Below are 20,239 nucleotides of genomic sequence, written 5' to 3'. Positions count from 1 at the left end.
CCCATCTCCCGAAAGAAAATTCACCGTAAAAAATGGATTTTTGCGCAATTTCACTGCTGAAACCAGTAACCTCTCCGCAGTGAATAGCATCCACTGCACAATTGGCGCAATAATTGGCAAATTATTATTTCACCAATAATACCTGAAACCATGATGACCGTACAAAAGATCGCAGAACGCCTCGTAGAGCTCTGCCGTAAAGGCGACTTCGAAACCGCTCAGAAAGAACTTTATGCGCAGGATGTCGTGAGCATAGAACCCTTCGCTACCGACAACTTCGAAAAAGAATCAAAAGGACTCGATCACATCATCGAAAAAGGACACAAATTCGAATCCCTCGTCGAAGAAATGCACGAAATGACCGTCTCCGACCCACTGATCGCCGGCAACATCATCGCCTTCTCCATGATGATGGATCTCACTACAAAAGACAGGGGCCGCTCCCGCTGGGAAGAGCTCTGCGTATACACCGTAAAAGACGGAAAGATTATTGCCGAACAGTTCTTTATGTAACACTAGCTAATGCAATTCCTTTCGTAAGAATAACCCGGCATTGGGCTGGATCGTGGCGGATGGCCCGTACTCATCCAGGTTCATCCCAATGCCAAACTGTACCCCCTTAAGATCAACCCCTACCCGTAAATACTGATACCCCCGGTTGTGATGATAAGGCCCCGCATTCGTCATCGTCTGCAAACGCGTATACAACTTAGCCCGGGCCCCCACCGACGGCCGGTACTCCACCAGCGTGAACAACTCCCAGCTCCCGTTCAGCATCACATCCGCTCGCGGCATCAGTACATAGAACCAGTCCCCCCGCTGCTGCGCAAACTGCACCGCTACCGATCCCCGCAGGTCCGTCACGTTCGTATAATGCGCCCCCAACAACAAAGTAAAAGAACGCGACATCCCGTAAGTTACATACCCCTGGTTCATCAACTCATTACCATACACCTTCGTATCATACACCCGGAGCACATTCGCAATATGCATCCAGCCAAACCGGCCCCCCATAGGCCGCGCAATAGTATGCTGGTAAAAAATACCCCGATAACCTCCCAATACCTCCACCGGAATAGGCGCAGTCTGTGCATAACCGCCAACAAAACATAAACAGAACAAAACAATAAATAATAGTCGCATGAGCCGGTTGAATTATCCGGCAAATGTGATCCTTCCCCCTTCCCTAAAAAATAAAGTGGTTTAAGAAATAACTGCCCCGCCTCCCAACTACGCGTGTTTATATTTGTTTAATATACAGATCGCGGAAATCTACCGCCCTTTCCCTAATTTAGTAACCTGTCCGGATATCTCAATTACTTAAAATCATCATTATGAATAGAAAACCATTATTATTGACCTCCTTCCTGGCCCTGTTTTTTATCATCCAGACCGCCTTCACCTTCATCGCCGATAAAGACTTCGTTGGCACCTGGAATTTTAAAGCAGAAAATGTTCCCGAAGTATACCAACAAGGACAGATCATTTTCGAACTGAAAGACAAACTCGAAGGCCAGTTCGTGATCGGTACCGAAAAATTGCCCTTCGAAAATGTGAAAGCCGTACAAGACACCGTTACCTTCGACTTCCCGATCAACGGCGAAATGGCAACAGGCAAACTCGTACGAACCGATAAAAAACTCGCCGGCTCCGTAAGCGTAGGCCCAGAAGAATACCCGATGACCGCCGAAAAACAATAATATACCCAACATACTATCAACAGGAAGAGCGCGCCAGCAATGGCGCGCTCTTCCTGTTGATAAACAATCGTATTATTATCACTGATCCACAAACTCCCACGCACTCACATAAGCATCCCGCTCCGTAGCATACGTGATAAAGTCCGAATAAAAAGGCAACTGGGATAAGGTCCCACTATCGCCGATCACTACCAGCTTCTTACGCGCACGCGTCATCGCCACGTTCATCCGGCGTATATCAGATAAGAACCCGATGTTATTATCCGTATTACTTCGCGTCATACTGATATATACAATATCCCTTTCCTGCCCCTGGAAACTATCGATCGTATTCACCGATATCTTATTCCCATATGCCTGCAATGCCGGACTATGCTGCAACTGCTCCTTCAATACCTGTATCTGCTGCTTATAAGGAGAAATAACGGCGATACTGGGAAAGCTATCCACCGAATAATGTATCCCTAAAGAAGCCACCAGCTGACTCAAATGCCGGAATAAAAAAGAAGCCTCTTCCGGGTTCGTCGTACTTGTACCTTCCGTCTGCTCGTCAAATCCACAACCTGCCGTATCTATAAAGGTCAGCGGCACATCCTGCTCGAACAACAAATGCCCGGCCACAGAACTATGCGCCTTCAACTTATCTTCATAAAAGATCGCTGAAGAATATCCCATGATCGTCGCATGCATACGATACTGCTCCTCCAGCAACACCACCGCTGACGGATGATGACCGATACATTTCTCCAGCAACGTATGACGCAAGCCCTTCCGCGCAGCCTCGTTCGACTTGATAGTAGGAGACAACTGGCAATGATCACCCGCCAGCACTACCCGTTGGGCCTTCAGGATAGGTATCCAGCACCCGGGCTCCAACGCTTGCCCCGCCTCATCTATCACCACCGTCTTATACTGCAGATGACGTACCGTATAATGATTGGCGCCCACCAGCGTCGCCGTTACCACCTGCGCCTTGTTCAGCAGGTCCTCCGTAATATATTGCTCCGTCTGCTCTACCGACTTCATGATCTTACGCGCCTCGTCAAACAACGCCTTTCGCTGCTCCCGCTCCGCCTTACCAAAATTACGCTTGTACTTATGTGCCATATCCCGGAACTCACCTGCCTGCTTCTTCAACCGCTTGATATCTTTCATAGACGCATGCCCCGCAATCTTACTGTCTAGGGTCAAAGACATCAACCGCTCCGATACCCTCGCAGGATTTCCCACCCGCAACACATTCAACCCCTCATCAGACAACTTCTCGCTCAACAGGTCCACCGCCGTATTACTGGGCGCTACCACCAGTATACGCTCATGCTCCTGCTGCACCAACGCCTTAATAGCCTGCACCAGCGTCGTCGTCTTCCCCGTACCCGGAGGCCCGTGTATAATAGCTACCTCATTAGCACTAAGTATCTTATGCACCGCCGCCTGCTGCGAAGCATTCAGGGTAGGGAAGGAGGACATCGCTCGCTCCGCATGAAAAGTAGCCGCCTTACCACCCGTCAATACCTGGATCAGGTGAGCATGATCCCCCCGCTCCGCTTGCTGGTCCGCCTGCTTCAACGCCTCCTGCATCTCCTCATAACTGTTGTCGTCAAACAACAGGTCAATACCAAGTTTACCTCCCTGGCTCCACTCCGGCAATTCATCCACCTTCAGCGTGATCTTCAATCGGTTCCCGCTCACATACGTAATAGTACCCTCCACATGATCGTTTTGCGGATCATGATTGGAAAACAACATCGCCGATACCCCAAATCGTAACTGATGCACCACATCCTGGTGCGTAGTCCGCTCCACTTCTACCGTCAGATAATCTCCCCGGCTCATCTCCGACCCTCGTATCGCAATAGGATACCAGCTGAGCCCATTAGCCCGCCGCGCCGTCACAGACGCACTGGCAGTCAGCTCCTGGTACGATCTTTTATCTTCATCCCGCTCCGTCTTTAACAAAGCAAGCAACTGTTTGAAATAATCCATCCGGCAAAGGTACACCCTTCCAGGCAGTTATCAGATGGCAGTCATAACCCCTCCCAGGGCCAAAATCACCCAAATATGCAGGCTTTTGATTATTTTGCAGGAATGTTGAATGTTTTTGACCGGAATAGCCCATTAATATGGCTGTTATGTTGTACCCTCCTCACCGTTACCACCGTTTGCGCACAAAAAAAGGAGACCATCCCCGCTGATACAACACCTCCCCTGAGAGATACCCAATACGCTGCCCCGGGTAAGATATACCGCGTCCGGCTTAAATATGAACTGCCCGCCTCCGGCGCATTCCTCGTAGGCTCCTACTTCGGATTCCCCGCCCTCGACAGAACCGCCTCCTTCACCGCCGAAGACATCCGCAGACTGTCCCCCGACAAAGTCAACGCCTTCGACCGCCCCGTTATATTTATGAACCCCGATGGCTTCCCGAAAGCCCAGGCCCGGTCCGACCTCTTCCTCAACATATCCGTACTCAGCCCCATCCTCCTCTGTCTGGACAAAAACATCCGTCGCGACTGGCTCGACCTCGTCACCCTATACCTCGTCACCCAGGCCGTCGACAATACCCTCTATTTCGCCACCAACTTCAGCATACGCCGCCCACGCCCCTTCACCTATAATACCGCCATCAGCGAAGATGAACGGATAGGAGAGGCCAAAAGCAACTCCTTCTTCAGCGGCCACGTCTCATTCAGCAGCACCGCCACCTTCTTCCTCGTAAAAGTCTATACCGATTATCATCATATCAAAGGTTGGAAACGTATCGCCTTGTTCGGCGCAGCTGCAGTACCACCAGCACTGGTAGGATACCACCGCATGAGAGCAGGAAAACACTTTAAGACCGATGTCATCACCGGCCTCCTCGTAGGCGCCGCCACCGGCATCCTCGTACCAGAGATACATCGCGCCAAAGACAAAGATCGCAAATGGTCCCTGCATCCCTATTATGCACCAGACCACAGCGGCTTTAGCGTAAGACTGGCACTCAACTGATCTAACAACCTACATCGCCAGCAACACCGCCACATAATGACAGAGCGCACCGCCCAGCACAAAAGCATGCCATACCGCATGCGTATACCGGTACCGGTCCCAGATATAAAAAAAAGCGCCGATCGTATACAAGCACCCGCCTATACACAACAGAATGATCACCGACCAGGGCAGCTCCTCAAAAAAACGCCGCCCACCTACTAACATGATCCATCCCATCAAAAGATAAATCAAAGTAGATAGCAGATCATACTTACCCGTAAACCGTAACTTGAAAATGATCCCCACCGCCGTCAATCCCCACAATACCGACAGCAACGAAATGCCGAACGCATTGTTCATATAGATCAACAAAAAAGGAGTATAGGTCCCCGCAATGAGAAAATAAATACTGATATGGTCAAATATCAGGAACACACGTTTGACCGCCGCCTCCTGCGTAATATGATAGATCGTCGAACACGTAAATAATAAAAGGAACGAAAAACTGTAAATACCCGCTCCAATAATACCGGGAATATTATTGTGCGTCATCGCCATACCAGCTAATACAGGCAACCCGCTCACCCCAAAGATGACACCAATGCCGTGCAATAAAGCATGTATGATCTCCTGCTGACGATCGTAAGTGATTGATTTCCGCATGCCGCAATTTACCGGTTATTCATTTGCAGGAACAAACGTACCGGGAAATTTAAATGCAGATTAACTTTTCTTAGCCAGATAGGTCTCTATCGCCACCCCCAGCTGATGACTCTCAGGCGTCTCATTGTCACTGCCGTCCTCAAACCAGTGGTTGGCGCCCTCATTATCCTGCTTTAAAATGATCTCCGTACGTTTGCCTGGCAAATGGATCACAAAACGGTCCTTGGAGGCATGCTCAACCTTAACCGTCGTATTATTATAGTCTATGTGGAAGATGTCCATAATATCGGGTATTTTTCCGCATATACCGTCACAAGCATTATGCCTGTATTCCCCGTCTCCCTAATTCCCCTCTAACACCGAAATAATATTACCGGCCGGGTCGGTAAACCACGCAATGGCAGGAGGCCCTCCCTTCGTATCCCGGAAAATGCCTCGCTCATCCGTTTTGATCGGCCCGTCATATTGTAGAAAATGCACCCCCGCCGCCGTCAACTGATCCACTGCCTGCGAGACACTCTCCACAGATAGGTTCAATACCGTAAAACTCGCCGGCTGATGATCCCCCTTCTCGTAAATAATGATCTCATGATCCCCCTTGATATGCAACACCGGCATCTCCGGTTCCTGCGACACCTGCATACCGAGTGTCTGCTCGTAAAACTCCTTCGCCTTGGCCAGATTATCTACGGAAAAACTACTAAAAGCATGGTTGAATGTAAACATGATACTAGTTTTTATGGTGGCAAATAATAGATAACGCTCAAATTTATTGCCATAACAACCGCTCAACATCGGGAATTTTTTTCTGCTCCCCACGAAACCAATTGACATAGGGTTGTCACAACACCACTCGACCTTTACACTAATACTAACTGACTACCAAACCCAAAAACACATGAAGAGCCAGGACATCGCGCCAACCAGGCTGTTACACCAACAGCTCAATCAACATAATATCCCCTCCATCAGCCAGCTGGTCGAACATATGGGATGCATACAAGCCCAGGAATACGCCTCCGCTAAATGGGCCATCAGCTGCCGCATACCCGGTACCTCCGACGCAGATATAGACCACGCCTTGCAATCCGGCGCCATCCTCCGCACCCACATCCTCCGGCCCACTTGGCAATTCGTCTCCCCGGCAGACATCGGCTGGATACTCCAACTCACCGCCCCTAAAATAAAAGCATTCAATAAGCACATACACAATAAGCTGAATATCACTGATAACGATCTCAAACGTAGCAAAAAACGCTTCCGCAAAGCATTGATCGACCAGGGCCCGCTCACCCGCCAGGCCCTCGCCCAGGTACTCATTAAAGCCAGGATCAACATCGACGATATCCGCATGAGCTTCCTCCTTATGGATGCCGAACTCGATGGCCTCATCTGCTCCGGCGGCCGCCAGGGCAAACAATTCACCTACGACCTCCTCGAAAAAAGAGCCCCCCACATGAGATCGCTCGATACCCACACCGCCATCGGCAAACTCGCAAGCCGATACTTCCTCAGCAGAGGCCCCGCCACCATCCACGACTTCGCCTGGTGGAGCGGCCTCGGCATCACCAAAGCCAAACAAGCCCTCGAAATGATCCGCCACCAACTATCCGGTACCGTCCTCAACGGCCAGGCATATTGGTCGCCTAAATCACACATCCACACCAAAAAACAACCCAATAGCCTCTTCCTCCTCCCCGCATACGACGAATACGCCGTCGCCTATAAAGACCGCAGCGACCTCCTGCCCGCCTCACATACCCAAATAGCCGGAAATGGCATCTTCAAACCCATCATCGTCATCAATGGCCAGGTAGCCGGCACCTGGAAACGATATGAACAAAAACAAAAAATAATACTCGAAACACAATTGTTTACAACACCTTCCAACACCACCACCCGCTTGCTCAACACCGCCATCCACCAATACAGCCAGTTCATCGCAAAAGAGATCATCCACATCCCCGGCAATAGCCTCCGCATAGATGCCGGCGCCGCCTGAACACTTTGAAAGGTTTTTCGTACATTCATTATGTAACAAAAACCCTTTATATGAACGGAAGACGGATACCCTTGTTAATGATCTCCGCTACTATCATCGCCGCCTGCGGCAATAACCCCTCCGGATCACCGGCCGCCAAAGACAGCACCGCCGTCGGTATCACCGCCGCCGGCAAAGAAATACCTGCCGAAACCACCGCCGGCCAACAGGACCTGTCAGCATATGGTATTCCCATCCTGATCAACCTGCCTCCCGACGCCCGCATCTTTAAAACAGCACTAACCGGCCAAAAAGGTAAAGGCACCGCCATCGGCATCGCCGCAGGCCAACATTTTAAACTGGAAATAATACCCCAGGCATCCAGCGCAGAAGCAGCCATCGCCGCCAAAAAAGCATTCTACTTCGATCCGGCCAAAGACCACGCCCTCAGCGCAGAAGAAGAAACACCACAATACCTGCAGCTCAAAACACCTAAAGAAGGAACCGTCTACTTCTTCCGCGCCATACCGGCAGATAAAGAAAACAAATCCTCCTTCCTCATCCAGAAAGGCGGCGATGCCATCACCACCGCATTCCCCGATCAATCCTTTACATTCGCAGCCGAAGATGTCAAAAAGATGATCGATGCCGCCAAATCAGCAAAATTGAAATAACTGGCAGGATCTGCCGGAAACATAGCACCGGCAGATCCCCCCTGACCGCTAACGATAATAAAAGATCACAACACCTGTGCTGAAAGTCAACGTCTTCAGAAATTTTAACTTCACCACTTGCAACTCGTCATAAAACAACGGGATCCCCCGCTCCAACTTCACCGGGTGCACCCATAACCGGAACTCATCGATCAATCCCCCCTCCATACACATATTCACAATACTGCCACTCCCGTAAATGATCATATCCTTACCGGGCAACTGCTTCATCCGCCAGATCTCCTCCCGTATATGCTGACGCACCACCTGCGAATTCTTCCACCTCAACTTATCCAGCGTACGCGAAAAAACTACCTTGCGATGCTCATTCATCATCCGCGCAAACCCCGCCTCCTCCTCACTCAACAAAGGCCGGACCCCCGCATAAGGCCAGTAGTCCGCCATCAACTGGTAACTCACCCGACCCAATAATATCGTGTCCATCATACTGAGCTGCTCAAAAGAATAATGAGACATCTCTTCATTCCATAACGGGAAATGCCAGTCCAGCTCTCCGTTCGCTCCCGCCATAAACCCATCCAGCGTCAGGTTCACAGAAGCAATTACCCGCCTCATCGTTGTAAAATATTAATCGTATACATAGTGTTTGGGTCAGTTATTTACGCTCTCGCAAAGGTACCACTACCGTATTCGGCAACTGTGTGCAAACAAGACTTCTATAGGGGGGGATTTCGACTTTTTTATTATCTTTATCAGTGGAAAAATTGGCTGCAATAACGGGGCAGTGGCGCCCGCCAATATGCCCCGTCAACAGCTACCGGCCCACCAAAAAAGCAAAGGAAGCAATGAAACACATTTCTATTCTCGTGCCTGAAGACGCAGTCCTGGCAAGTATCGGAGATCCCCGTTATATGTTCACCGCCGTCAATGACTTCCTCGTACAAGCCGGCAGAGAACCCCTGTTCAATGTACAACTGGTCGGCCTCTCCAAAGAGGTTAAATTGAACAATGGCGTCTTCTCCGTACACACCGATGCACTCATCCACGATGTGAAAAAAACAGACCTCATCTTCGTGCCCGCCATCATCGGCGACCTGAAAACAGCCATCGAAAAAAATAAAGCTCTCTTCCCCTGGATCGTACAACAATACCGCCAGGGAGCAGAAGTCGCCAGCCTCTGTATCGGCGCATTCCTCCTCGCATCCACCGGCCTGCTCAACGGAAAAGAATGCTCCAGCCACTGGCTCACCGCCAACGAATTCCGCGAAATGTTCCCGGAAGTCAACCTCGTCGATGGCCGCATCATCACCGAAGAACAAGGACTATACTCCTCCGGCGGCGCCAACTCATACTGGAATCTCCTCGTCTATCTCGTCGAAAAATATACCGATCGCGAAATAGCCATCAAAGCCTCCAAAGTGTTCGCCGTCGAAATAGATCGCAAAACACAATCCCCGTTCGTTATGTTCAACGGACAAAAAAAACATGAAGACCTACCCATCAAACAAGCACAGGAATTCATCGAAAAGAACGTGGAAAATAAAATATCCGTCGACGATCTCGCCGTACAATTCGCTATCGGCAGACGACACTTCGACCGCCGGTTCAAAAAAGCAACTAACAACACGCCCGCCGAATACATCCAACGCGTAAAAATAGAAGCCGCCAAAAGACAACTCGAAACAAGCACCAAAAACGTCAACGAAGTAATGTACGACGTCGGATACTCCGACACCAAAGCCTTCAGAACAGTATTCAAAAAATTAACAGGCCTGTCTCCCATAGACTATCGCAACAAATACAACAAAGAAGCCGTAGTCGCCTGAACAGGTTCCTCATAAAATAACACTGCCGCAGCAAAAGTATACCTACTTTACTGCGGCAGCATTTTTATCATCATATCCGCTATAACGACATAAAAAGTAATGGAAAAGGTTTCCCCATACCGTCCGTCTCAGAACGCCCCGTTACCTTAAACCCATAATGCGCGTAAAATCTCACCGCCTGCACATTCTGCTCATTCACCTCCACCGTCCGGATCTATAAATAACATCGCTACCTTATCACCGGCAATACCTATAAACCCTTGTATCTTCCCCAACACATCCTTCACACAATATAACGCCACCGCATTCAGATACTCGTTCAATATAAGTGGCTTGAAAAATAATATATCCGACTCCGTTAAAAAATCATGCGTAGCCCGCACAGATGCCTCCCATACCGTTACAATTTCAGCATGATCGGCCGTAACTACAGGTACTATAGGTTGTGATATATATTTTTTATTTTAGCGACACGAATATAACGCTTACAGCGTGCAATACCTTGCCCAACTGATCATGATCCGGTATGATTGAAATATTCGATAATATCCGCAAACTATACACCTTCCAGCATCCCTGCGAAGCACTGGCCAGCTACGTCGAATTTTTCTCCGAAACCTGCCTGCCCGCAACACAACAATATATCGGCACCGAAAAATTTACTGTCACCCTCTTCCCCAGCTATACCCCCACCATCTGGATCAATCTGGGCGCCCCATACCTCCTCCGCAATGGCAACAAAGACCTCTGGGTAGACGAATACACCGATGTCCTCCTCCTCAGAAATGAGATCGTCCACCGCGAAAACCGCCCCGCAGATAATATATTCACCGTCAAATTCTTCCCGGGTGGATTCGAAGCCATCTTCGGCTGGAGCCAAACACGCATCGGCAGCAATATCGTCCCCCTCTCAGAGGTCATGCCCAATACACTCATTCAACGCCTCAGGTCCCTGGGAGACCTCCACGACCGCCGCATACTGCTCGAAGACTACTTCCTCCGGCTACTACTTCGCAAAAGAAAAGACCACTATTTCAACAGCGTCCAACAGATCATCAGCAACTATTGCGACTCCGGCATGGAAGCAGGTATACTCCAACTCGCAGCCTCCGCCTGCATCTCGGAAAAAACATTGTGCCGCTACTTTACCAACGTAGTGGGTACCAGCCCCAAAGCCTACTTCGCCACAATACGCGCCCGTAACGCCCTCAGCGCTTTCATCATCAACCCGCACACTTTTTCCCCCTACGACCATGGATACTACGACAGAAGCCACTTCTATCGCGAAGTGATCAAGTTCACAGGCCATAAACTTTCCCACTTCCATTCCTGAAATTGTCGTTTTTTTACTTTCTCAGCGGCTTACACCATCCTAACTTGCCGCCATGAAAAAGATCGCCGTAATAATATCCCTGCTCATCAACGTATGGAACACCACTTACGCACAACAATACACCCCGCGTATCGAACCTTGCCCTTGCATGATCAAAGTAGATCCCGCACTCCTCACTCAATGCGGCTACCTGGTAGTACCGGAGAACAGAGCCCAGCCCAATGGCCGCATAGTCAAAGTACCCTTCGTATTCACCCGCCCCAAAGGATACGACGCCAACCGCAATGTCATGTTGATCTCCGTCGGTGGCCCGGGTTACAGCACCATCGACAACTTCGATACCATCCCTAAAGAAGCAGGGTTCTTCCAATATGGCGCCTTCCTGGCATTCGACCAGTGTGGTACCAGCAGGTCCATCCCTCGCCTCGACTGCCCCGAAGTAGAAGAGGCCGTCCGCCAATCCTACCGCCAACAACTATCCCGTGATAGCCTCGTCGCCATCGCCGTCACACAATGCCGCAACAAATACAGGAAACAGGGAATAGATATCTCCGCTTACAACACCATCGAAAATGCAGCCGATATCAACGACCTCCGAAAGGCCTTGAAGATCGACTCCCTCAATCTGATGGGCATGTCCTACAGCGCAGGCCTCATGCTCACCGTCGCCCGAAACCACCCACAGGGCATACGCTGCCTCATACTCAACTCCCCATTGCCCGGCTTCGTTAACTACGAAGAACATGCCTCGTTTAACCTGGAAGAAGCACTCCAACAAGTATTCGACAACTGTACCAAAGACTCCGCAACATTGCCGCAATACGACAACCTGCAACAACGCTTTCGCCATTACTTTACCGCCGTCACCGGCAAAGAATTCCATATCCGCTATGCAGAAAAAACAAAACAAAACTCCCTGGATATCATCTATACCAAAGCAGAATTGCTCAAAGCCATCATCAGCAGGTTGAATAATAAACAGATCGCCTCCGCACCATCCGTCATCAATGAGATCATCAATGGCAATCATAACGCCTACGTAAAGGAAGTACTGGATGCAACATTTGCAGGCGATAAAAGAATGTCATTAGGAATGCGCTACTCCGTATACTGTGCAGAACAAATGCTTTGGACAGACCAGGCTTTAATGGAAAAACAAACAACCGTACTACCCTGGTTGACAGGCTATGTGGATAACAACGTCGATCAGCAGATCTGCGATTGCTGGAAAGTAAATAAAGGCCCCGCCGCCGCTAAAACACCGGTATATAGCAACATCCCCACACTGATCGCTTCCGGCGACGCAGACCCCTGGTGCCGCCCCTTCTATGCCAAAACCATCAAAAGATATATGCCCAACGCACAGGCCATCATCATCCATAACACCGCCCATACACCACCCCTGCGCGTCAATGGAACCGATTTCCTGAAAACATTCCTCGAACATCCCTACAGGAAATTACCCGCAGATGTAAAAGATGTCATTGTAGAAAGATAAAAAACAAATGGTCCTGCTACACAACAATAGCAGGACCGTCAGTTCTTTTAAGCATTAAAGCCACCGTCCGCAGTGATCGCAGTACCCGTCATGAACTTCCCTTCATCACTGGCCAGAAAACCCACCAACGCCGCTATATCATTCGGATCACCAAACACCGGTATTGCCATCATCTGCCTCATCCCCTCCGCATGCACACCATCCGCCGGATTCATATCCGTATCCGTCGGACCCGGCTGCACCAGGTTCACCGTAATACTACGTGACCCCAGGTCACGCGCCAACCCCTTGGTCAATCCTATTAATGCAGATTTACTCATCGCATAAAAAGTGCCGCGCTGCATCACCACCCGGTCAGCCATATTACTGCCGATAGTAATGATACGCCCTCCGTCGGTCAGATGTTTCGCGGCAAATAATACCGATGCTACCACCGCATCCACATTCACCGCCATCACCTTCCGGTAGTCCGCCATCGTATGCGCAGTAATGTCATCACCAATATATACCCCAGCATTATTGACCAGTATGTCGATCTGGCCATACTTCTCCAACGCCTGCTCCATCGCCTGCGTGATCGCTCCTTCCTTCGTATTGTCCGCCTGCACCGCCAACGCCTCCGCGCCGGGAGCTAAACTCCTGATTAACGCTTCCGCCTTATCGGCACTATTGGCATAGGTAAATACCACCTTGGCGCCCATTGCTGATAACTTGCGCACAATACTGGCGCCAATACCACGGCTACCGCCGCTTACAAATGCTACTTTATTGACTATTTGTTGCATAACTATAGATTGTTGCAACAAATGTAGACCTCCCCACACATTTTTAGAAGCACTTACAAAATTATCAGCTACTTGTAAGTGTCAACCTATTATCGTATAAACAGGATTCAGTAAATTTATAAGATGAAGATCAGACCGTATAACGCGAACGATAAACAGGCATGCATCACCGTGTTCAAAAGCAACATGCCCAAGTATTTCGGTACAGCAGAACTGCCGGACTTCGATAAATTCCTCGACGACTATCTCTCCCGCAACACCGCCCCCGAAACAGAACAGTACTACGTCATCTCACTAGATGATACCGTGATCGGCTGCGGTGGATATCACATTGATCGTCATAAAATGGAGGCCTCCCTCACCTGGGGAATGGTGGATCAGCAATACCACAAACAAGGTATCGGCAAACGACTCTTCGTATACAGGGTCATGGCCATACAGGAAGTATGCCCTGCCTGCCGCATAAGATTGGATACCTCTCAGCACGTATTCCCCTTCTTCGAAAAACTGGGATTCGTCATCACCGGTATCACCACCGATGGCTACGGACAAGGATTGGACAAATACGATATGGAACTGAAAGGTACCCGTTAAACATCAAGCAGGCTTACGCTACCGTGATCTCCGGCTGCAGATATACAGATTGTATCGCCTCCAGCAACGCAATACCTTCCTGCATAGGACGCTGAAAGGCCTTACGACCCGATATGAGACCAGCGCCGCCGGCCCGCTTGTTGATCACCGCAGAGCGTACCGCATCCGCCAGGTCCGCTTCACCTGCCGAAGCACCTCCCGAATTGATCAATCCCATCCTGCCCATATAACAGTTCGCTACCTGGTAACGGCAAAGGTCTATAGGATGATCACTCGTCAATGTACTGTAAATACGCTCATCCAGCTTGCCATAAGAGGAACTGCCCGTATTCAACGCCTTATAGCCGCCATTAACCTCGGGCAACTTCTGCTTGATGATATCCGCCTGTATCGTCACACCAAGATGATTGGCCTGCCCCGTCAGATCCGCCGCCACATGATAATCCTTGTCTTTCTTAAAGGCATCATTACGCAGATAACACCACAGGATAGTCGCCATTCCCAACTCATGCGCCTGCTCGAATGCCTCCGCTACCGCCACCAACTGCCGGTCCGCCTGCTCCGACCCAAAATAAATAGTCGCCCCCACCGCAACAGCACCCAGGTTCCAGGCCTCCTGCACCGTACCAAACATCACCTGGTCAAACCGGTTCGGATACGTCAGCAACTCATTATGGTTGATCTTCACAATAAAAGGAATCCGGTGCGCATACGTCCTCGATACCGCCGCCAGTACGCCAAATGTAGTCGCCACCGCATTACACCCGCCTTCCAGCGCCAGCCGCAGGATGTTCTCCGGATCAAAATAAGCCGGATTCTTCGCAAAAGAAGCACCGGCACTATGCTCTATACCTTGGTCCACCGGCAGAATAGACATATAACCCGTACCAGCCAGCCGCCCCGAATGGAACAACTGCCCCAGACTCCGCAATACCTGCGGATTACGACTGCTGGGTACATATATCTTGTCAATAGTATGACCGTCAGGCAAATGAAGAAACTCCTTGCCAATCGTCTTACATTCATGCTCCAACAGGGTAGGGGCCTGCGCACCCAATAACCCCGTGATCTGATCCAGTGTTAACATGTAAAGCTATTTTGGTGTCTTTAAAGTTACCGATTTTGTACTTCCCCCAACCAGCCCGGCCGCCCCCTGCTCACCACCATTCCACTTTCCTCCCTGCTCATCACCAGCCCGCTTCCTTTCCTGCCGCTAAATCATTATTTTGGGTAAGCTTAAAATCACCGCTATGCAGCATATGGAAAAAGAAGAATCCACGCACCCGCAATGGGGCAGAAGAACATTTATCACCAACGTAATGAAGACCGCAGGAATAGCCGCCTTGCTCAAAGTACCAGGCCTGACCATCGCCGCCGGTAAACAACCACTACCCAATACCTATACCGTCAAAGATGTCATAGACCTTATACTCCGCGAAATACCCAACGCCCCGTTCCCCAATACCGTAGATACCCTCAAAAACGGTAACCCGGATCAAAAGGTAACAGGTATCATCACCACCATGTTCCCCACCGTCAAAGTGATTGAAGAGGCCGTCAAAAGAAAAGCCAACTTCATTATCGCCCACGAACCTACGTTCTATAACCACCTCGATGATAAGAACTGGGTACCGGGCAGCTCCGTCGTTAAAGAAAAAGAAGCATTGCTGAATAAATACAATATCGCCGTATGGCGCTTTCATGACTACTGGCATGCCTATCGGCCCGATGGTATCGGTTACGGCGTACTCAAACAAACCGGCTGGCTCCAATACTGGAAACCGGGAGAGGTCACCGTACATATCCCCGCCCGCCCACTCCAAGCCATCGCCTCCCATCTCAAAAGAACTTTAGGCATCCAACAGGTACGCGTATTGGGCAACCTGGCTCAGTCCTGCAGCTCCGTCACCTTCCTCCCGGGTGCCGCCGGCGGACAAACACAAATGCGATTCGCCGAACAGGAAAAACCAGACCTGCTCATCGTCGGTGAACTGCACGAATGGGAAACCGCAGAATATATCCGCGATGCCCGCCAACTAGGCCACAAAACGGCCCTCATCGTACTAGGCCACAGCGTCAGCGAAGAACCGGGTATGTACTGGCTGCAGGAATGGCTCCAACCTAAAATAACCGGCATAACGGTCACACATATACCCTCCGGTAATCCATTCGTCTGGATATAAAATAACAATAGAAAAGGCCTGCCATTCAATTGCAGACCTTTTCTTTAAAGAAGAGAGTAAAATGCATAAATACCATCGCGTTACCTGATAATAAATTAGGTCACATGAATATTATTCCCTATTTTTATTTAAGCCCTTATGCTAAAAAATATAACCCTGATCAGAGCAATATATTAATGTAGAGAGAGTAGTACCATTCACGTTATCGACAGGCACAAGCTAACAATACTACAGGCTATAAACCCAGCCTGCAGTAAGGGTCAAGAGCATTTATTAGTAAACCCTTTCAACAGGCATCCCGGAATGCCTCAATATTACCGTGCACAATAAACCCACATATTCAAATCATCAACCTCAAAATTTAAATCAACCTAACATGAAAAAGAACCTAAGAGCCCTTTCTCTGATCGTGGTTACGGCATTCTCTATCGCTGCATGTAACAAATCTGCCGACGCCCCTGTCAACACGCCCCAACCAGAAGACAACGCCAAAAAAGTACTGGAATACATCCAGGCGCTGGGCGCCCCCGCTTCCATCATCGAAGACAAAGGCGACAAATATGTAGTAGATGGCGACATCGTTTTTCCTAAAAATATGAAAGTGCCGGAACACAATGGCAAGATCACTACCGAACAATACTATTCCGGTAGCCTGATCAACGCAGCCAGCAGCCGCGATATCCGCTTGTATGTAGATCCTACCATGACTAGCATGATATCCGAAATCAATTCCGCAATCGCACAGTGGAATACCACCGTACCTGGTAGCCGCATCCGCTGGAGAATAGTATCCGGCGCCCCCTACGATGTACGTATCGTAGACTCTAACCTGGGTACTGGTGTCTGCGGTCAGGGTACATTCCCCTCCGGTGGCCTCGCTGGTAACATGATCTGGATCAACAAAGCCTACATCGCCGGCAACAGCTTCGCACAACGCGCTCGCACCATCTGCCACGAAATGGGCCATAACATCTCCTTATGGCATACTAACCAATCCGGTGGCGTAGCCGTACCAGGCGTTGGCGGCTCCGATGCCGCTTCCCTCATGAACGGTGGCCAGTGCGGTAGCGGCGCTACCGTATTATCTGCAAAAGATAAACAAGCAACTGCCGTATTGTACCCTGCTCCTTGATAACAATGCGTCGCCGGCAGGATAACACCTTTTATTGTGCAGGTGTCTGCTCCCCGCCTCGACTAAATAAAAAGATCCCGGTAGCCACCGCTACCGGGATCAACTTTTAATATCCGGTCAATAAGCACTTACTTACGCAACATACCGGGATACACCGTACCACTGGCTTCTTTCAGCGATACCCCCAACAACTGCGCAACCAATGGCGCCACATCCTCCAGGTGCATCACCGGTATCACCTGACCCTTGGCCAGCCCCGCGCCATAAGCAACAAAACCCGTCTGTATCTCCCTGAAATCAGGATAATAACCGTGCGCACCACCACGCGCAGCGCGCATCGCAGGCCCCTCCTTACTGGTCGTAAAACTGATACCGGGCACCGCCGTCAACGCCAACGCCGCATGAGGGTCCGCACCGGATTTGTCCAGCTCCGCCCGCTCTACCACCCGGAATAACTTACGCTGCGCCTCCGGCAACTCCGATAATATCTTCCGCACCTGCCGCAATGTCTGCTCATCCTTCTCCTGCTTCAGCTGCAAAAAAGTAGAACCACCACCACTATGGAACATCGCCTTCCATCCGTCCTTACCGATCAGCCCATTCGCCGCCAACCACACATTAGGCGCCAACCCCGTATGAATATCCACAAATCCATGATCACCAGTAATGATCACCGCCGTACTGTCCTTAATACCTGCCTTGGCAATAGCCTCCAGGATAGTTCCTATACCGTGATCCGCAGCCGCTACCGACAGCGTCACCCGATCCCCCCGGCGCCCTTCATCATGCTGCGCCTCATCCGTACAGGGCAAATGTATCGTCAGCAGGTTCGGCTTGTATCGGCCGATCAGGTAAGCTGCCATCCGGCTCAACGTTTCATTCATACCGAAATAATGCAAATTCAGATCCGTAGCAGAAAGCTGACCGGTCGCCTGCTGCTGCACCTCCTCAAACAAACCCCTCGGAGTAGCTTGCTCACTGGTAGCTGCCCGGCGATCACCAGGATTACTCAGCGAAAACGTCTCCGGAATGTTGTAATCTACAGGCGCACCCACCGATACCGGCCATGATACCGATGCCGTACGTAAACCAGCCTTGCGTAAAGCCTCCCACAGCGTCTCCGCCTTAATATCCTTCGCCTCCGTATACCATCGGCCACTGGCGCCCTGCGGCTCAAATGGCGTATTGTAACAGATACCGTGCTTGGAGGGCGTCACACCCGTGATCAACGTCGTATGAGATGGATAGGTCACCGTAGGAAAAATACCTTGTACCCCTTGCGCATACACGCCCTGCTCCTTGATCTGTTGCATATAGGGAGCAGGCCAGGAGGGTTCCATATAAAAATCCGGACGGAAACCGTCCACACTGATCAATACCACATACTTGGCTTGCTGCGCCCGCACCGCCTGCCCGCCGATCGCCAACACACATATAGCAAATAATAACTTCTTCATTTTAATGACTAATTAAATTATTGAATAAAAGGAAAGAGCTCTTTAGCGTGTTTGTTCTTCACCAACACCGCATTCATATCATACTTCATCGTCACCACACCATTGTCCTTATCATAAGTAAAATCATCCATACCCCTGTTCAATGGGATAAAACCAGGCAACTGCGCCTGTATATGCTCCGCCTTCACATTAGGATTGTTCAGCTGCTCCGTCTGCGACACCGGAAACCGGATACCCAGATCCGTCATCCGGCGACCTTCCGCAATAAAAATCTCCTGACGCAAACGGTATAACAGATACAACAGCTGATCCTGGCTCACAGCAGCATCCAGATCCTCCGCCTTTACCAACGTCCCGGATATCGTATACGCCTTAATGTTGCCAGCCTGACGGTCCAGTACATAACCGCTGCGCGCATTATCACTCACGTCAAACTTCACCTTCACCGCCGTCAACGGATAGTCCTTCCGGTTACCTCCATTCCGCGTTTCCTTCTTGTCATCTATCGATACCGAACCGCGCGCACTCACCACATCCAGCAACTGCTTCATCGTCACCCTCGACGCATCCAGCTGCCCCGCAGACAACTGCACCTCCGCTTGTATCAGGTACGCTTCCTCCGCCTTCGTAATAGTCACCGGCTTCTGATCAGTAGCCGCTAACCCCGTATGATAATACTTAGGATCTAGGAAATCCAACCGCGGCAATGGCGCAAACTCATTATTGGTAGATGAATAAAGATAAGTCTGCATGTCATTAGGCACGTTGTTGAGACCGTCAAACTTCGCCTGGCGCAACAACGTTGTCTTACTCATCACCGCCGTAGCATACTTGCTGGCATTAACCGCATCGCCCAGCTGATAATAAGCGCGCGCCTTCAATAGCGTAAACGCATTACGGTCATTCTCATTGGTCGACAACGCCAGCGCTTTGTCCAGCAACAATATCGCACGCTCCAGGTGCTGCGTAGGCGTCAGCACAGGCCCCAGATTACTGCCAGGCAACCCCACAAACAACTCGCCACTGAGCAAATGCGCAAATGCATTACTGAAATATACTTCCGTAGAATCCGCCGCCGTAGCCGTAGGATCACCCTTTAACACCGTTGATAAACCGTATTCTGACATCTCCCGCAAACGCTGCACCTGCACCTGCAGGTTATTCACATCCAGGTCAAAATAATCGATCTGCGGAATGTCAAATACCTTACTGCTCAACGTACGGTTGTTGTAATAGTTGTCAGATACCAACTCCGTACTCACCACCACCTGGTTCATCGTTAGCGCCAGCTGCCGGCGCAACCCGTTCACCCAGCTCTTCGCCGCATTTTCATTGGAAAGGAACACCGGTTCCGTTACATTCGGATTCAATACAGAACATCCGCTAAAGGTCATCAGACCTATCACTATATATCGGGAAAAATGTCTTCTCATGTGATTG

22 protein-coding genes are annotated in these 20,239 nt (G+C 50.1%); 11 read left to right on the top strand and 11 right to left on the bottom strand.

Features of this window, described 5'->3' with window-relative positions; genetic code table 11:
- The first annotated feature begins 150 nt into the window (after positions 1 to 150).
- A complete protein-coding gene (locus KTO58_RS15765) occupies positions 151 to 513 on the top strand; it encodes a nuclear transport factor 2 family protein (RefSeq protein WP_225859780.1) in 363 nt (120 codons plus the stop codon).
- A 6-nt stretch (positions 514 to 519) separates the two neighbouring features.
- Here the strand turns inward: KTO58_RS15765 and KTO58_RS15760 are convergent, their stop codons facing one another.
- Positions 520 to 1,143 carry a hypothetical protein gene (locus tag KTO58_RS15760; protein ID WP_095838447.1) on the bottom strand — a complete coding sequence of 208 codons (624 nt, stop codon included), beginning with the start codon at positions 1,141 to 1,143 and terminating at the stop codon, positions 520 to 522.
- 191 nt (positions 1,144 to 1,334) lie between these two features.
- Here KTO58_RS15760 and KTO58_RS15755 point away from each other — a divergent pair, with 191 nt between their 5' ends.
- On the top strand, positions 1,335 to 1,700 hold the full coding sequence (locus KTO58_RS15755) for a hypothetical protein (RefSeq protein WP_095838448.1): 366 nt from the start codon (positions 1,335 to 1,337) through the stop codon (positions 1,698 to 1,700).
- A 78-nt stretch (positions 1,701 to 1,778) separates the two neighbouring features.
- On the opposite strand, the gene KTO58_RS15750 is transcribed toward KTO58_RS15755, so the two are convergent.
- Positions 1,779 to 3,686: an AAA domain-containing protein gene (locus KTO58_RS15750; protein ID WP_095838449.1), complete on the bottom strand. Its 1,908-nt coding sequence runs from the start codon at positions 3,684 to 3,686 to the stop codon at positions 1,779 to 1,781.
- A gap of 75 nt (positions 3,687 to 3,761) precedes the next feature.
- On the opposite strand from KTO58_RS15750, the gene KTO58_RS15745 reads away from it, so the two are divergent.
- Positions 3,762 to 4,691 carry a phosphatase PAP2 family protein gene (locus tag KTO58_RS15745; RefSeq protein WP_095838450.1) on the top strand — a complete coding sequence of 310 codons (930 nt, stop codon included), beginning with the start codon at positions 3,762 to 3,764 and terminating at the stop codon, positions 4,689 to 4,691.
- A 9-nt stretch (positions 4,692 to 4,700) separates the two neighbouring features.
- Here the strand turns inward: KTO58_RS15745 and trhA are convergent, their stop codons facing one another.
- The 3 genes from trhA to KTO58_RS15730 are packed head-to-tail and all read right to left on the bottom strand — an operon-like array spanning position 4,701 to position 6,062.
- Positions 4,701 to 5,336 carry a PAQR family membrane homeostasis protein TrhA gene (trhA, locus tag KTO58_RS15740; RefSeq protein ID WP_225859779.1) on the bottom strand — a complete coding sequence of 212 codons (636 nt, stop codon included), beginning with the start codon at positions 5,334 to 5,336 and terminating at the stop codon, positions 4,701 to 4,703.
- Positions 5,337 to 5,396: 60 nt separating this feature from the next.
- Positions 5,397 to 5,618, bottom strand: coding sequence for a hypothetical protein (locus KTO58_RS15735; protein WP_095838451.1), 222 nt, complete (start codon positions 5,616 to 5,618; stop codon positions 5,397 to 5,399).
- 60 nt (positions 5,619 to 5,678) lie between these two features.
- A complete protein-coding gene (locus tag KTO58_RS15730) occupies positions 5,679 to 6,062 on the bottom strand; it encodes a VOC family protein (RefSeq protein ID WP_095841544.1) in 384 nt (127 codons plus the stop codon).
- Positions 6,063 to 6,234: 172 nt separating this feature from the next.
- Between KTO58_RS15730 and KTO58_RS15725 the strand changes: the two genes are divergently transcribed.
- Complete coding sequence (locus tag KTO58_RS15725; RefSeq protein ID WP_095838452.1) at positions 6,235 to 7,338, top strand: winged helix DNA-binding domain-containing protein; 1,104 nt, start codon at positions 6,235 to 6,237, stop codon at positions 7,336 to 7,338.
- Between the two features lie 50 nt (positions 7,339 to 7,388).
- Positions 7,389 to 7,991: a hypothetical protein gene (locus KTO58_RS15720; protein ID WP_157752915.1), complete on the top strand. Its 603-nt coding sequence runs from the start codon at positions 7,389 to 7,391 to the stop codon at positions 7,989 to 7,991.
- 48 nt (positions 7,992 to 8,039) lie between these two features.
- Here KTO58_RS15720 and KTO58_RS15715 read toward each other — a convergent pair whose 3' ends face one another.
- Positions 8,040 to 8,606 carry a dihydrofolate reductase family protein gene (locus KTO58_RS15715; protein ID WP_095838454.1) on the bottom strand — a complete coding sequence of 189 codons (567 nt, stop codon included), beginning with the start codon at positions 8,604 to 8,606 and terminating at the stop codon, positions 8,040 to 8,042.
- 230 nt (positions 8,607 to 8,836) lie between these two features.
- Between KTO58_RS15715 and KTO58_RS15710 the strand changes: the two genes are divergently transcribed.
- On the top strand, positions 8,837 to 9,817 hold the full coding sequence (locus KTO58_RS15710) for a GlxA family transcriptional regulator (protein ID WP_095841545.1): 981 nt from the start codon (positions 8,837 to 8,839) through the stop codon (positions 9,815 to 9,817).
- A 191-nt stretch (positions 9,818 to 10,008) separates the two neighbouring features.
- Here KTO58_RS15710 and KTO58_RS28810 read toward each other — a convergent pair whose 3' ends face one another.
- Positions 10,009 to 10,140, bottom strand: a complete 132-nt coding sequence (locus KTO58_RS28810; RefSeq protein WP_255408047.1) for a hypothetical protein — start codon at positions 10,138 to 10,140, stop codon at positions 10,009 to 10,011.
- A gap of 203 nt (positions 10,141 to 10,343) precedes the next feature.
- Here KTO58_RS28810 and KTO58_RS15700 point away from each other — a divergent pair, with 203 nt between their 5' ends.
- Both KTO58_RS15700 and KTO58_RS15695 read left to right on the top strand, forming a co-directional pair.
- Entirely contained in the window at positions 10,344 to 11,150 is an 807-nt protein-coding gene (locus KTO58_RS15700; protein WP_095838455.1) for an AraC family transcriptional regulator, read from the top strand.
- 52 nt (positions 11,151 to 11,202) lie between these two features.
- Positions 11,203 to 12,648 carry an alpha/beta hydrolase gene (locus tag KTO58_RS15695; RefSeq protein ID WP_095838456.1) on the top strand — a complete coding sequence of 482 codons (1,446 nt, stop codon included), beginning with the start codon at positions 11,203 to 11,205 and terminating at the stop codon, positions 12,646 to 12,648.
- A 47-nt stretch (positions 12,649 to 12,695) separates the two neighbouring features.
- On the opposite strand, the gene KTO58_RS15690 is transcribed toward KTO58_RS15695, so the two are convergent.
- Positions 12,696 to 13,433 (bottom strand): SDR family NAD(P)-dependent oxidoreductase, encoded by a 738-nt coding sequence (locus KTO58_RS15690; RefSeq protein ID WP_095838457.1) that lies wholly within the window; start codon positions 13,431 to 13,433, stop codon positions 12,696 to 12,698.
- A gap of 123 nt (positions 13,434 to 13,556) precedes the next feature.
- On the opposite strand from KTO58_RS15690, the gene KTO58_RS15685 reads away from it, so the two are divergent.
- Entirely contained in the window at positions 13,557 to 14,027 is a 471-nt protein-coding gene (locus KTO58_RS15685) for a GNAT family N-acetyltransferase (RefSeq protein WP_095838458.1), read from the top strand.
- A 13-nt stretch (positions 14,028 to 14,040) separates the two neighbouring features.
- Here KTO58_RS15685 and KTO58_RS15680 read toward each other — a convergent pair whose 3' ends face one another.
- Positions 14,041 to 15,114 (bottom strand): class I fructose-bisphosphate aldolase, encoded by a 1,074-nt coding sequence (locus KTO58_RS15680; RefSeq protein WP_095838459.1) that lies wholly within the window; start codon positions 15,112 to 15,114, stop codon positions 14,041 to 14,043.
- Between the two features lie 139 nt (positions 15,115 to 15,253).
- Here KTO58_RS15680 and KTO58_RS15675 point away from each other — a divergent pair, with 139 nt between their 5' ends.
- Together KTO58_RS15675 and KTO58_RS15670 are read left to right on the top strand one after the other, a co-directional pair.
- Positions 15,254 to 16,210, top strand: a complete 957-nt coding sequence (locus KTO58_RS15675; RefSeq protein WP_225859778.1) for a Nif3-like dinuclear metal center hexameric protein — start codon at positions 15,254 to 15,256, stop codon at positions 16,208 to 16,210.
- Between the two features lie 376 nt (positions 16,211 to 16,586).
- Positions 16,587 to 17,342, top strand: coding sequence for a M57 family metalloprotease (locus KTO58_RS15670; RefSeq protein WP_095838460.1), 756 nt, complete (start codon positions 16,587 to 16,589; stop codon positions 17,340 to 17,342).
- Positions 17,343 to 17,470: 128 nt separating this feature from the next.
- Here the strand turns inward: KTO58_RS15670 and KTO58_RS15665 are convergent, their stop codons facing one another.
- On the bottom strand, positions 17,471 to 18,799 hold the full coding sequence (locus KTO58_RS15665) for an alkaline phosphatase family protein (protein ID WP_095838461.1): 1,329 nt from the start codon (positions 18,797 to 18,799) through the stop codon (positions 17,471 to 17,473).
- A 17-nt stretch (positions 18,800 to 18,816) separates the two neighbouring features.
- Entirely contained in the window at positions 18,817 to 20,232 is a 1,416-nt protein-coding gene (locus tag KTO58_RS15660) for a hypothetical protein (protein WP_225859777.1), read from the bottom strand.
- Positions 20,233 to 20,239 lie beyond the last annotated feature (7 nt).

It is taken from the genome of Chitinophaga pendula (assembly GCF_020386615.1).
Lineage (GTDB): Bacteria > Bacteroidota > Bacteroidia > Chitinophagales > Chitinophagaceae > Chitinophaga > Chitinophaga pendula.
Note: the sequence above shows the minus strand (reverse complement) of the source record. Positions and strands in the feature narration are given on the sequence as shown.